The organism is Pedobacter sp. GQ55, assembly GCF_059758925.1.
In genome coordinates this window covers 473,226-487,438 of sequence record NZ_JCAXEI010000001.1, presented here as the reverse complement: position 1 = coordinate 487,438, position 14,213 = coordinate 473,226, and the positions used below count along the sequence as shown (strand labels likewise).

Here is a 14,213-nt window from a genome sequence, read left to right as displayed (position 1 = left end):
TTTAACGCAAACAAACCTCAGAATGAAGCCCGAAATACAAAAGCTCCACAAAGTATGGGAAATCAACAGAGCTGATCAAAACACGTCCTTTCCGCAAATAAGCTTTGATGATTTAACCAATTCAATTATCAGTACAGGCTCCTTCTATTATTACATTATTGACTTTCATGACATGTCCATCTCGAACGTCAGTCCTTCAATTTATGAGATACATGGTCTGGATCCTGAAACGGTAACCTTTAATGATATTTTGAGCATCGGTCATCCAGAGGATACAGATTTTATTGTCAAAGCAGAGGCTGCTGTAGCCAGTTTCTTTTATAAAAATATTGGCGCAGATAAACTGCTTAAGTACAAGGTAAATTATTGTCTTAGAGGCAAACTGAAAAATGGGGAATATGCATTATTTAACCATCAGGCGCTAATGCTCACTTTAGATCCCTCCGGCAAGTTTGGGAAATCGCTTAATATCCATACCCTTATCGACCATTTAACCAATTTAAATACTTTTAAATTCTCACTGATCGGTTTAAATGGTGAGCCTTCTTTTATGAACATGGGTGTGGGTATGGATGACCAGTCAAAGAATGCTATGCAATTTTCAAAACGGGAAATTGACATCATCAAACACATCGCTGAAGGGTTAAACAGTTATGAAATTGGCGAAAAACTTTTCATAAGTGAACAAACCGTTCAAAAACATCGCAAAAATATTTTGGAAAAATCTGAATGCAAAAACACTGCACAATTGATTAAGAACAGTGTGCTGCAGGGATTGGTTTAGTGCTATAAAATTGATTCTATTCTTAGCCCTCAGCATTTATTTCTTGCTTACAGAATTTAACAAAACAACACCACTTTCAAGGCCGCTGGACATCGCTTTTAGCTTTATCGTTCCAGTCTGTCCCAACCTTCCACGGACAATTACCAAACAGAGCCCATTAAAAGCTTCCCGCTCTGGTGAATGGAATGGGACAAGACTTGCTGCATCTCCGTTATCTGTTGCTACAATCTCACCCGGACCTTCAATTGAGAATTGAATAACCTGTTTTGAACGAGGCACCATTCTCCCATCTTTATCGGTTACACGAACGGTGACAAATGACAGGTCTTTTCCGTCAGCCAGGATAGTCTGATGATCTGCAGAAAGCCATAAGCCAACAGCCTTGCCTGTAGTCCTTACCATGTCCTGCGCCCATTTCTTTCCATTCTTGTAAGCCACCACTTTAAGTTCTCCCGGAACATATTTCACCGTATCCCAGCGCAGGCGGGATTCATATTTCCCCATTTTTTTTCGTCCAAGTGATTTGCCATTAATAAACAACTCTGCCTGATCACCAGAGGTGAATACATGAACTGGTGTAACCTCACCAAGGCGATCCTGCCAATTCCAATGTGGCAAAATATGCGCCATCGGCAATTCCGGCCGCCAGCGCGCCTGATACAAGTAAAAACGATCTTTTTTAAATCCTGCAAGATCTATGATGCCAAAATAGGAGCTGCGTGATAAATAGTAGGGAGTTGGTTCCCCAAGATAATCCCATCCACTCCAGGCAAAGCCTCCGGCTACAAAAGGATGCTGATCCATTGTAGCAAACACTTTATCAGCAGATGAACCAAAATCAACAGAATATACCTCGTAGGCGCTAATCTGCTGATTTTTAGCATCCCCGCCAAACCCATCTTTCACAGGTGAGCTGACCTCATTGGCTACCGGGAACAAGTATTCACCGCGACTGCTTAAAGCTGCCGCATTTTCACTGCTTAATATCATTTTATTGGGAAACTGCTCTCTGAAAGCAGGAAACAAGGGCGGGGTATTGATCCCTTTTAACCCGCTATATGCAGGTGCATTTCGAATTCCCTCTCCCTGATAATTCAGACTAATGATGTCTGCAACATCCGGTAGTGGCATATGTGGTTTCGCAAAATTCATAGATATTGTAGTCGGTCGCGTTGAATCTTCGCTTTTTACAATCTCATTCAATTTTTTCGCCAGCAATGCTCCTTGTTCACCGGTATACTGCTCGCCAACTTCGTTACCAAAACTCCACATAATCACAGAAGGGTGATTCCGGTCTCGGCGAATAAGGGCACGCAAATCCTGCTCATGCCAGTCCGGAAATATAAGGTGAAAATCGTGTGGAGTTTTTTTTAGCTCCCAAACATCGAAAATCTCATTCACCACAAGAAAACCCATGCTATCGGTAAGCTCAAGCAACTCCGGAGCAGGCGGATTATGGGCCATTCGAATCGCATTGCAGCCCATGTCGCGGAGCATTTCAAGCTGGCGCTCAGCTGCCCGCCGATTAAATGCGGCACCCAAGGCTCCAAGGTCATGATGTTGATTTACACCTTTAAGGAATACCCGTTCACCATTAATAATCACCCCTTTGCTTGCATCAAACCGGAGATCACGAATTCCAAAGGTTGTTTGATAGTTGTCAACAGTATTACCTTTTGAGGAAACCGTGGTAATAGCAACATAGCGGTTAGGATAGTGATTAGGAGGCGGACCCCATAATTTAGGTTTTAAAATGGTCGCAGACCCTGAAAAAGTTTTATTTGATTGTGATTTAATTAAAGCGCTTGCGGGCTTTATTGTTGCCACAGGTCTTGCTGATTTACGCCCCCCGGCATCCAGTATATAGATGTCTGTTGAAATGTCAAAGTTTCCGTCTATATCTGAGGTATTTTCAATTTCAACCGCTACATCAACAACTGCGGCTGATTTGGAAACATTACGCGTTTTTACAAAAGTACCCCATTGACTTACATGCACAGGACTTGTTTTTGTGAGCCAGACATTGCGATAAATTCCACCACCGGGATACCAACGGGACGAGCTTGCCGGATTGTCTAAACGGATAGCCAATTGATTGTTCCCACCAGCAACAATATATGGTGTAAGGTTTAACCGCCAGGAACTGTAGCCATAAGGCCAGCCACCGACCAGCTTACCATTAAGCCATACCATAGCATAAGACATTGCACCCTCCAAATCTAAGAAGATAGACTTCCCTGCATCAGAGGCAGGAATCTCCAGCTTTTTCCTGTACCATGCAACGCCCTGGCTCGGTAAACGACCCATCCCCCCACCTATTTCGGTATCCCATCCTTTATAAAAAGGCCCTTTGATGGCCCAGTCGTGAGGTAGATTTAAACTTTCCCAGTCGTTGTCATTAAAATTGTACTGTACAAATGGAAAATCACTACCAGGGTTTCCTGATGGACGTGTATACCTTTTTGAGGGATCTTTGATAAATTGGTTGCCTGTTGGAAGTATCCAGGGTTTAAGAATATGCTTATCGGATAAAACTTTTACAGCCTGGGTTGGTTTTGCATCAGCAGCTTTACCATCCTCATCATCCTTAACTTCGGGGCGTACATCGTATATTAAACTATCCGCTTTTTCCGTTGATTGATACTTATAAAACTTCCATCCCTGGTTAATAGAAATGCGCTCCCTGCTTGTGCTTCGGACGCCAGAGGGCAGCTCTTGCGCAAGTGTTTGGGCACTGAAAAACAAAGACAGGCATCCTAATGCGAACAAAGTGTTCCATGCCTTGAAATTGAAAAGATGGCTTCTATAATATTTTTCCATAATAACGATCACTTATCTGTGCGGAACGGTGAAGCTGGCAGTTTTTCCAGATTATACAGGTTCGGATCAACGGGATTATCTGCCCAGGCATAACGAACATACTTTGGACTGCTAATTTGATCTGACCATACTACTACTGTATCGCCTTCAATTTCAGCGTTGGCCCATATGAATTTTTTGTCTTCACCTGCAATAGCAAATTGAGCAAGTGGTTCTCCATCAATGGCAATAAGGCCCCCTCCTATGTTGGTAAAACTGACAATGATCTTATTTCCCTTGATTTTTGAAGATTGAAAAAGTGGTCCGGAGTAAATAAGCTTCTTCTCGTTGTAATTAAAATGCCTGGCAATTAAACCAAGTCTTTCCCCTACATCCTTTTTATTATCGGGGTGTATATCATTCCACTCGCCAAGGTCAATGGTAACCGCCATTCCAGTATAAGGTAGTTTTAAGGTCTGCAATGCTGCCTCTCTTATTAAAGCCAAATTGCTTTCGACAGGTTGATAGTTCATCTCTCCAAGATTTGGCAACTGTACATAATAAAAAGGAAGATCGGGTCTGTTAAACCTATCCCGCCAATCCGCTATAATGGAGGGAAGCAGTATATTGTATGCCTTAGCATTTCCTACATTGCTTTCGCCCTGATACCATAGAACTCCTTTTAACCCATAATTGGCTAAAGGCGCTATCATCGCATTATACAGGGCTGTAGGTTGTCCCTGTGCTGAAATACCATAACCATCTCTTTTAAGTATTGGCGGATATGTTTCTCCTACCTTATATTGCCAATACCCTTTAAGATCAATAATTTGATCACCGGCCTGCAAATAGTAAGGTTTATCAGGCACAAAGCCTCCATTATCGGCCGTATTTTGCACCCTGATTACAAAAATATTTTTCCCTGACTTTAATATGCCCGGGGGCAAATCATATCTTCTCTGCGGATACTGATATGCTGTTCTCCCCACCTCATTTCCGTTTATATAAAAATTGTCAGCATCAACTATTCTGCCCATAAAAAGTCGCGCTGGTATTCCGGTCATTTCTGCAGGTACTTCAAACGCTCTGCGGTACCAAACCACTCCATTCAGATCATGTACGCCCTGATCTTCCCAATACCCTGGTATATTGATATTTCTCCATCCTTTAGGTACATATCGCGGATCATACCATTTTACGGCCTCTGCCAATCCTTTATCTATTTTTTTTACATTTCTGGCGGTGTTAGTCATTCGGTTAAGTCCGGCTATATAGGCAGTATCTTTATTACGCTTAATTGTTTCTCTTAACGCTTCATTTGTTTCTAATCCTGTTTCGCTTGTCCATGCTTCAATGGGTGTTCCGCCAACGCTTGAGTTGATGATGCCTATAGGTATTCCATACTTCTTAAACACTTGTCTGGCAAAGAAATAAGCAACAGCAGAAAAATCATTTACATCCTTTTGATTTGCTGATTTCCAATAGCCCTGCGGAAGATCCTCTTTCGGACCGGTTAAACTGGTTGCTGTGGGAACCCAATACTGCCGGATTTCGGGATAGTCTGCTTCTGCAATATCTGTAGCATAGGTAATGTTGTGCAGCTTCATTTGATGGACCATATTAGATTGGCCGGCACATAACCACACATCACCTATCAAAATATCCTTTAATACAATGGAGTTTCTTCCGGTGAATTGCATTTTAAACGGCCCACCAGCTTTGGTGGCCGGCAGTTTGAGAAGCCATTTTCCATCAGGGCCAGCAGTACACCTTACAATATTACCGTTAAAACTAACCTTCACTTTTTCTCCAGGCGAACTCCAACCCCAAATTTTAAGAGGCGTATCACGCTGTAGCACCATACTGTCGCGTATTAAAGCTGGAAGCCTAATCTGGGCCCCGCTTTTTTCAGCCAGCAAAAAACAAAAGAATATAAAGATTGAAAATCGCTTAATTTGGTTCATAAACCCATTTTTCATGTAAAAATCAATTATGATTCTGGGCTAAAATATAGACTTCATTCTATTTCGGCAAGGCGCTTTGGCCAACAAACAGCACATTTCAACATTTGTGCTTTATATTTGTTCAAACGTTTAAGTCAATCCGCGTATGCTAGCTAAAATTACGCGCTCCCCTTTCCCCAAGCCCGCATTAAACCATCTTAAATAGATTGCATATTACCTGTTTTACGCTTTAAGCTCATAAACTCAGAAGGCTGCATATTAAACTTGGCTTTGAAGGATTTTGCAAAATAATTTGGCGTCGCAAAACCTACCATATAAGCAATCTGTGATACATTCAGATCGCTCCTTTCAAGCAAAACGGTAGCCTTATCCAATTTAACAGACCTAATATACTCCACAGGCGACAGACCTGTTAATTCTAGTATTTTATGGTATAATGAACCCCTGCTCATCCCTACATGCTTGCTTAAATCTTCAACAGAAAGCCTCGGATTGTTAAGGTTTTCTTCAATGTACAGAACTACCTTATTTAATAATCTATCGCTATGGGATTCTATTAAAATTTCGGGCGTCTGCATCCTGATCTGTTTAGTATAAGTATCTTTTAGTGTCCTGTTTAAAAACAATAGATTTTTAATTTTGGCGTTCAGAATCTCGAAATTAAAGGGCTTGGTCAAATAATCATTTGCTCCGGTTTCCAACCCCCTGATCTGCTCCTGTTCGGCAGTCAATGCTGTTAATAGTATAATCGGGATATGGTTGGTGCGCTTATCAAGCTTTACCTTGCAACACAACTCTATCCCATTCATAAATGGCATGTTAATATCGCTGACAATCACCTGTGGATGATGTGCCAGCGTCTTTTGCCATCCTTCTTGTCCGTTAGATGCTTCGTAGATCTTATAAAATGATTTTAAACTGTCTTTAAGATAGAATCTAAAGTCCTCATTGTCTTCTATCAGTAGAATTGATGGCATTTCACCTCCGTCAGCAATTTTCCCGTGGGTCTCAAATACTTCTGAGTGCAGTACAGGTTTTGTTGAAGCCGAAAAATCTATGGTCATCTCGTCCATCTCTTGGGTTGGATTAAAAGGAAGATCGATGATAAAACTACTTCCCATTCCTGGTTCACTTTCAACAGTAATGTTTCCACCGTGCATTTTAACGAATTCCTTTGCAATTGACAAACCTATACCACTCCCCTGGTTCAAAATAGAGGCGGTTGTATCGATCTGGAAAAAACGATCAAATATCTTCTGTTTTACATTGGCAGCAATACCAATACCTGTATCGGAAACCCTGATAACTATTGATGGTGCCGAAGCACCAGCGGTATGCTCATTCTTCTCTAATTCTAAGGTTATGGTACCATGCAGAGGGGTAAACTTAAAAGCATTGGATAACAAGTTAAACAATACCCGCTCTATTTTATCCTGATCAAATGAAGTATAAAAGGCTCTAATCTGGCTCTTAAATACAAGTTGTATCTGCTTGCGCTCACTTAGGTCATTAAAAGATTCCAGAACCTCTTTAATAAAAGAAACAAGCTCAGTATCAGAAGCATTCAATCTTAATTCATGCTCCTCCATTTTTCTGAAATCTAGAATTTGATTCACTAAGTTTAGTAATCGCCTTGTATTTCGCTTAATCATATTTAAAGGCCCGCTAACCGTCTCATCTTTCTTTTCCGACAACAACTTTTCAACAGGGCCCATTATTAAAGAAAGCGGGGTCCGAAACTCGTGACTTAAATTAGTCAGGAACTTAATCTTAAGCTTATCCAGTTCGCGTAAACGTTCGGCCTCTTTACGCTCCTGCTCTGCCTTCATTTTTTCCTGAACCATGGCAAATTTTAGCTTCAGTTTTTGGATTCCTCTGTGTCTGATATAAAGCAGTGAGCCTATAATGATCAATCCATACAAAACATACGCATATATCGTACGCCAGAAAGGAGGTTTTACATGTATTTTTATAGCAGTTTCCGCTTTATTCCATAACCCATCGTTATTGCTTGCCTTTACATGGAACACGTATTCTCCCGGATCAAGATTAGTATAAGAGACGGTTTTAGAAGTACCCGATTCAATCCAGTCCTTATCAAACCCCTCTAATCGATACGAATATCTATTTTGTTCAGGCGCGGTATAGTTTACACTGACATAACTCAGCGAAAAATTCTGTTTATAATCCAAATAAATATCCTTAGCAACAGAAATATGTTCTTTTATAGGCCCATCAGCTGATGCTTCTACCGAATTATTAGAGATTCGTAAATCTGTAAAAAGAACAGATGGTACATTTTTATTTTTCTTAAAATACTGTGGATTAAAATAATTAAAACCCTCGGCGCCTCCAAAGAAAATCTCCCCATCTGACGACCTGAAGCCAGCTCCAAGAACAAAATTATTGTTTTGAACACCATTAAAAATGGTATAGTTGGTAAACTTTTTAGTCTTCGGATCAAAACTGCTGATACCTTTGTTAGTGCTCACCCAGATTCGTCCCTGTATGTCCTCAACTATTGCATAAACAGTAGCATTATTCAAACCTTCTTTTTGAGAAAAAGTAATAAACTGATTTGTTTTCTGATCAAACAGACTTAATCCTCCGCTGAATGTTCCTACCCAAATATTCCCCTTACTATCTTCCAGGATAGATAATAGAAGATTGTTGGGCAGTTTACTGTTAGCTTTATTATAAAGTGTAAACTTATTGTCACCTGGATTAAATAATGCAATCCCCGTCCCATAGGAACCAATCCAGATATGACCAGCTTTATCTTCTTCAATAAATCTGATATAGTTATTTATGGGATAACCGCCTCTATTTGCAGCTTGAGTACTTTCACCATATTTAAAGATAACCTTATTCTCCGCATTCAGTACATTAACGCCACCGCCGTTTGTGCCAACCCAAATTCTGCCTTTTCTATCCTCCTTAATACAAAATATATCGTTGGAACTTAAATCACTAGCATGCTCACCACGCTTAAATTGACTGAATTTTTCTGTGGACAAGTCCAGAACAAACAAACCTTTGGAAAAGGTTCCGATATACAATTTCTTAGATCTGGTCATTTCCATACCCATTACTGCAATGTCAGCGGATGTGTTTCCACTGGTAATCGGAATCTTAAGATGTCTGAATAATTCCGTCTGCCGGTTAAATATACTAAGACCACCGCCGTCTGTTCCAACAAAAATCTCGTCATCTTTGTATTCGACAAACGAAGTTACAACCGACGAATTCAGCCCGCTCTGATCGAAAACATTACCTTGTTTTAGATGGAATAGATTAAGATTGTTATCATACTTGTTGATGCCCCCACGGTAAGATCCCACCCAATAGATCTCCTGTTTATCTATGTATATACAGGTTATGGATTTACCAATCAGGCTATAAATATTTCTCGAGTCTGGCTTATACTGTGTAATTATACCACTTTTAATATCCAGGGTATTTAAACCCTCATCTGTGCCCACCCATAATTGGTTGCTGTCGTTTGCGGCTACCGCCTGAATGTTATTGCTATTCAGGGTATTGGCCTCCCCCTTCTTATGTTTAAAGTTCTTAAAACCTTTTCCATCCGGAAGCAGCATACTTAGCCCGCCTTTAGTACCTATCCATAAATTCGCAAAACTATCTTCGGTAATTCCCGACACAAAATTATTGCTCAGACTGGCGGAATCTAAGGCAGAATTTTGAAAGTGTTCAAATGACTTCGTTTTTCTGTTGTATAAATGTAATCCATCATAAGCTCCAATCCACATTCTGTGTTTACTATCCTCAAAAAGACAATTTATTCGCACAACAGGCAGTGTTGTCTGAGGATTGAATTGAATAGAAAGCCGCTCAATCTTTTTACTTTTGGGATCGAGCACATCGAGGCCATCATACGTTGCGACCCATATTTTACCAGTATAATCGCTCCAAATGCCACGTATGATGTCACTGCTTAAGCCATTTTTAGTATTTCCCGGAAAATTTATAAAAGAATTTTTTTTTCTGTTATATAAGCTCAGTGAGCCACCCGAACTACCAACCCATAAATTACCGGCTCTATCTTCGTGTAATACCCGAATATCATTGGATTGCAGACCATTCGGTTCATCAGACTTGTGTTTATAAACAGTAAAATTAGTGCCATCAAATTTATTGAGCCCATCTTCGGTTGCAAACCACATCAATCCGTAACGGTCCTTTAAGATCGCGTTAACGGTATTAGAGGAAAGCCCGTCCTTAGATTTTAGCGAGGTAAAGTTTATTTTTTGCTGTTGTGCATATCCGGAATGTAATATCCAGATAGTACTCAATAAAAAACAGCAAGCACTTTTTAAAATGGCCCGGTTCAGCATCATCGTTTAGTTACCTAAAGTTAATCATAATAATTATGCCTCACAGTACTTTATAAATTTTGAGAAAACCCAAGGTAAATGACTGCAAAGCTCCATAAATTCCCAATAAATCTTTTAATTTAGGAAGACAGATACAAGAGGAATATTTGGTTATGGCAACGAAAGTACCTACAAATTGAACATATAACAGCAACAAATGTTCAATTTAGTGCTACATAAGTTCAAATAGCTATAGTCATTCGCGATAAATCTCTCTTTGCACTTAATCTCAAAAGAGAGACATCTGTATCAACATAATGGCAATTGAACGATAAACACAAACAAAACCTGTCTACTGTTAGTCCAACATGTCACCGTCTATATCGGATACAGCAACCAGTACAACTAAGTAGGAAAAAGAATACGCATGTCCGTGTAAAAAAGTTAGAACCAGCTCAAAACTACTGGCCTAACAAAAAGAAACCAGCCTCACTTCTTGAATTTAAAGCGATGAATGTTTGCACACAGGCAAACAACACTCTGTTTCATGAAATTATTAAACATTTGTTCTCTTATTAATAACAAACGAACACCCTATACCCTTCCGGGCTGCATATTTTTACATTACTAACGATGAATTTACTGATCAATAAAATCCAGCTGCAATTAATCAATATTACACCAGTCAATGAAAGCATATAAGAACAGGCCAAAAGTCGCTATTGTTACTGGCGGTGGCTCAGGAATAGGTCTCGCCATCACAGAAGAATTTATCAACAACAACATTTATACTATAATTATCGGCAGAGACGAGTTAAAGCTACAAGCAGCCAAAGAGAAATTTGGAGACCGATGTGAAACAATTGCATTTGATCTGGACAAGCTGGGCCAGATTCCTCCTCTCATAAAACAAATAACACGCAAACACAAACAGATTGACATACTTGTAAATAATGCCGGCATCAACATGAAAAAGGAGTTCTGTGAAGTAACAGACGCCGACTTCGCGAAGATTATTCAAACAAATGTTTTATCTGTATTCAGCATTTCACGAGAAGTGATCAAAACAATGCTTGCCGTTAACTCCGGTTGCATTATCAACATCAGCTCTATGGCGGCGCAATACGGAATACCCAAAGTAATTGCATATACCGCGGCAAAAAGCGCAATAGATGGCATGACAAAAGCAATGGCTGTAGAGCTCTCTCCAAAGGGAATCCGTGTTAACGCAATCGCACCGGGGTTTATTCACAGCGACATGTCAGCCAAGGCATTGGATGCTGATCCCGAAAGAAAAGCAAGGGTCTACTCGCGCACTCCAATGGGACATCTTGGAAAACCCGAAGACATTGGGGCTGCCGCAGCTTTCCTTGCATCTGCTGCAGCAAAATACATTACCGGAGTGATCTTACCGGTTGATGGTGGAAACTCAATTGGATTTTAAAAAGAAGAATATGATAAAAGCAACTATTTTTTTTATGCTGATAAGCAGTTTAAGCACCTTTTGTTTGGCTGCCGGCACCAACCCGTTCATTTCTAAAAAATATGTTCCCGGCAGTTTTTGCCTTGTGGAAAAACAAAAATCAGCGACAATTATCCTAAGTAACAATGAGTGGAAAGGTGTAGTAAGGGCAGCTAAAGATCTGCAAGACGACATCAGAAAAGTAACAGGGGTAACTGCCGATCTTTTAAGCGAACAAACCGCACCAATGGCCATTATTATTGGCACTATCGGAACCAGTAACCTTATAGATCAATTGATAAAGTCCAATAAAATTAAGGTGGCGGGGATTGCCGGTAACTGGGAAAGCACATTGATTCAGGTAGTAAAAAATCCCATACCGGGTGTAGATAGTGCCCTTGTTATTGCAGGCAGCGACAAACGGGGAACAATATATGGAATTTATGAACTGTCCTATCAGATTGGTGTTTCTCCATGGCACTACTGGGCCGATGTTCCTGTACAGAAAAGCAATAGTTTATTTGCCATGCCGGGCCGTTACGTAATTGCTTCTCCAGCGGTGAAATACCGGGGTATATTTTTAAATGACGAAGCCCCTGCCCTCTCAGGATGGGCACACAAGGAATTCGGCGGCTTCAATCATAAATTCTACTCAAAAGTTTTTGAGCTCATTCTTCGCCTTAAGGGTAATTATTTATGGCCTGCAATGTGGGGAAATGCTTTTAACGACGACGACAAAATGAATCCCATTCTGGCCGATGAATATGGTGTAGTAATTGGCACCTCACACCATGAACCCTTGACGCGTGCACATGACGAATGGAAAAGATACAAAGGTGGGAAATGGAACTATGACCAAAACCCGGAGCAATTAAAAGCTTTTTGGGAAAGCGGACTAAAACGCGTTGCAGATAAAGAACAAATTATAACTATTGGTATGCGCGGTGATGGCGATGAACCCATGACCGAAGGAACGGCAACTGCCCTGCTCGAAAAAATTGTTAAAGATCAACGTGATATTATAGCAAAGGTAACCGGAAAGCCAGCTGCTCAAACACCTCAAATCTGGGCACTTTATAAAGAAGTTCAATCCTATTATGATAAGGGAATGCGCGTGCCTGATGATGTGACACTGCTGCTTTGCGACGACAACTGGGGTAACATCAGAAAGCTTCCTGCTTTAAATGAGCTGCCCAGAGCGGGTGGTTATGGCATTTACTATCATTTTGATTACGTGGGTGACCCAAGAAATTACAAATGGATCAATACCAATCCCATTCAGAAGGTATGGGAACAGATGAATCTTGCGTACCAGTATCAGGCCAACCAGATCTGGATTGTAAACGTCGGTGATTTAAAACCCATGGAGTTCCCCATAGAATTCTTTCTGGATTATGCATGGGCACCTGATGCCATTCCGGCAGAAAAGCTGAAACAATATACAATAGATTGGTGCAACAAGCAATTCGGGTCGGCCTATGCGTCTGAAATTGCAGCGATTTTAGATACTTATTCGAAATACAGTGGCCGGATCAAACCCGAACTCTTAAATGAAAACACTTACAGCTTAATTAACTACCGGGAATTTGAAAATGTTGTAGCTGATTTTAAAAACCTTGAACACAGGGCGCGATCTATTTACAACCTAATATCTAAAGATCAGAAAGATGCTTATTACCAATTAGTTCTTCATCAGATTGAAGCCAGCGCTAACCTAAATGAACTTTATTACGTTGTAGCCAAAAATAAGCTTTATGCCAAGCAAGGCAGAATACGCACTAATGTCCTGGCCAGCAAAGCCGATTCCCTTTATAAAAGAGACGCAGTGATCAGTCATTATTACAACAAGGAGATGGCAAATGGCAAATGGGACCACATGATGGATCAGACGCATATAGGCTATACCGGCTGGCAGCAGCCTGAGCAAAATGTTATGCCCCGAACCTATAAAATTGAGCCTGCCAAAGCCAGTTTGGGTTTGGCAATTGAAGGTGCAGATACCAGCTGGACCGGAAAAACCCGGATAAATAGAAGTTTACCGGTGCTGAATAACCTAACCAACAACACCCATTACTTCGAAATTTTCAATAAAGGAGCTGGCACCTTAACATACAACATTAAAGCCCCCTCATATATTTTAATTGATCAGAAAAAGGCCATACTGAAGGAGGAAAAACGGATTTACCTAAGCGTTGACTGGCAGAAAGCACCTACGGGTGCTGTAGAATCCTTGATCACCATTTCGGGAAGCGACGGAAGTAGAATAACGATGCCATTGCAAACCAACAATAACAAAACATTTAATGACAAAGAAGGGAATGTATTTGTACCACAAAACGGATATATCGCTATTGAAGGTCCTAATTACTCAAAAGCAGTAAACAGCAGGCCTGTTTACTGGAAGGTCATTCCTGGTTACGGTAAAACTTTAGGTGGGGTAATCTCAGTTCCGGTAACCGCCGCCGAGCAAAAGCCAGATAAAAACACAGCGCATTTAGCTTATGACATTTACCTCGATAATGCCGGCACATTTACATTAAACAACTTTATTTCACCAACCATAGATTTCACCAATTCTGATGGTCTGAAGTTTGCCATTTCTGTAGACGATGAACCAGCCATAACAGTAAACATCAGTACCGGGTACAGCACAGAAACCGCCTGGCGAGCATCTGTTGCCAACAGCATTAAAATTTTTAAAACACCTTTAAAATTTAATAAGCCCGGAAAACACACCATAAAGTACTGGAGGGTGAGCCCCGGTGTTGTACTGCAAAAGCTCGTGCTTGACCTGGGCGGTTTAAAGCCAAGCTATCTGGGGCCAGCCGAAACGTTTAAAAGCAGCTCGAAATAAATAACAATTTACAACC

The 14,213-nt window shown here is 40.7% G+C and carries 6 protein-coding genes; 3 read left to right on the top strand and 3 right to left on the bottom strand.

The features are described from left to right. The first annotated feature begins 22 nt into the window (after window positions 1–22). Window positions 23–784 (top strand): LuxR C-terminal-related transcriptional regulator, encoded by a 762-nt coding sequence (locus AC6CH7_RS01965; protein WP_498261082.1) that lies wholly within the window; start codon window positions 23–25, stop codon window positions 782–784. 36 nt (window positions 785–820) lie between these two features. Here the strand turns inward: AC6CH7_RS01965 and galB are convergent, their stop codons facing one another. The 3 genes from galB to AC6CH7_RS01950 all read right to left on the bottom strand — a co-directional run bounded on the left by galB (window position 821) and on the right by AC6CH7_RS01950 (window position 9,905). Then, window positions 821–3,604 (bottom strand): beta-galactosidase GalB, encoded by a 2,784-nt coding sequence (gene galB, locus AC6CH7_RS01960; RefSeq protein WP_498261081.1) that lies wholly within the window; start codon window positions 3,602–3,604, stop codon window positions 821–823. A gap of 8 nt (window positions 3,605–3,612) precedes the next feature. Then, the gene (locus AC6CH7_RS01955) at window positions 3,613–5,445 is read right to left on the bottom strand and encodes a sialate O-acetylesterase (protein WP_498261080.1); all 1,833 of its coding nucleotides are present in this window, start codon (window positions 5,443–5,445) and stop codon (window positions 3,613–3,615) included. A 299-nt stretch (window positions 5,446–5,744) separates the two neighbouring features. Beyond that, window positions 5,745–9,905 carry a hybrid sensor histidine kinase/response regulator transcription factor gene (locus AC6CH7_RS01950; RefSeq protein ID WP_498261079.1) on the bottom strand — a complete coding sequence of 1,387 codons (4,161 nt, stop codon included), beginning with the start codon at window positions 9,903–9,905 and terminating at the stop codon, window positions 5,745–5,747. Window positions 9,906–10,569: 664 nt separating this feature from the next. On the opposite strand from AC6CH7_RS01950, the gene AC6CH7_RS01945 reads away from it, so the two are divergent. Both AC6CH7_RS01945 and AC6CH7_RS01940 read left to right on the top strand, forming a co-directional pair. Continuing rightward, window positions 10,570–11,325 (top strand): SDR family NAD(P)-dependent oxidoreductase, encoded by a 756-nt coding sequence (locus AC6CH7_RS01945; protein ID WP_498261078.1) that lies wholly within the window; start codon window positions 10,570–10,572, stop codon window positions 11,323–11,325. Between the two features lie 10 nt (window positions 11,326–11,335). Next, on the top strand, window positions 11,336–14,197 hold the full coding sequence (locus AC6CH7_RS01940) for a glycosyl hydrolase 115 family protein (protein ID WP_498261077.1): 2,862 nt from the start codon (window positions 11,336–11,338) through the stop codon (window positions 14,195–14,197). The last annotated feature ends 16 nt before the right edge of the window (window positions 14,198–14,213 follow it).

Bases quoted from the DNA above. Each gene is read 5' to 3' on its own strand.
- AC6CH7_RS01965 (WP_498261082.1), top strand. From the start codon at position 23: ATGAAGCCCGAAATACAAAAGCTCCACAAAGTATGGGAAATCAACAGA.
- galB (WP_498261081.1), bottom strand. From the start codon at position 3,604: ATGGAAAAATATTATAGAAGCCATCTTTTCAATTTCAAGGCATGGAAC.
- AC6CH7_RS01955 (WP_498261080.1), bottom strand. From the start codon at position 5,445: ATGGTGCTACAGCGTGATACGCCTCTTAAAATTTGGGGTTGGAGTTCG.
- AC6CH7_RS01950 (WP_498261079.1), bottom strand. From the start codon at position 9,905: ATGATGCTGAACCGGGCCATTTTAAAAAGTGCTTGCTGTTTTTTATTG.
- AC6CH7_RS01945 (WP_498261078.1), top strand. From the start codon at position 10,570: ATGAAAGCATATAAGAACAGGCCAAAAGTCGCTATTGTTACTGGCGGT.
- AC6CH7_RS01940 (WP_498261077.1), top strand. From the start codon at position 11,336: ATGATAAAAGCAACTATTTTTTTTATGCTGATAAGCAGTTTAAGCACC.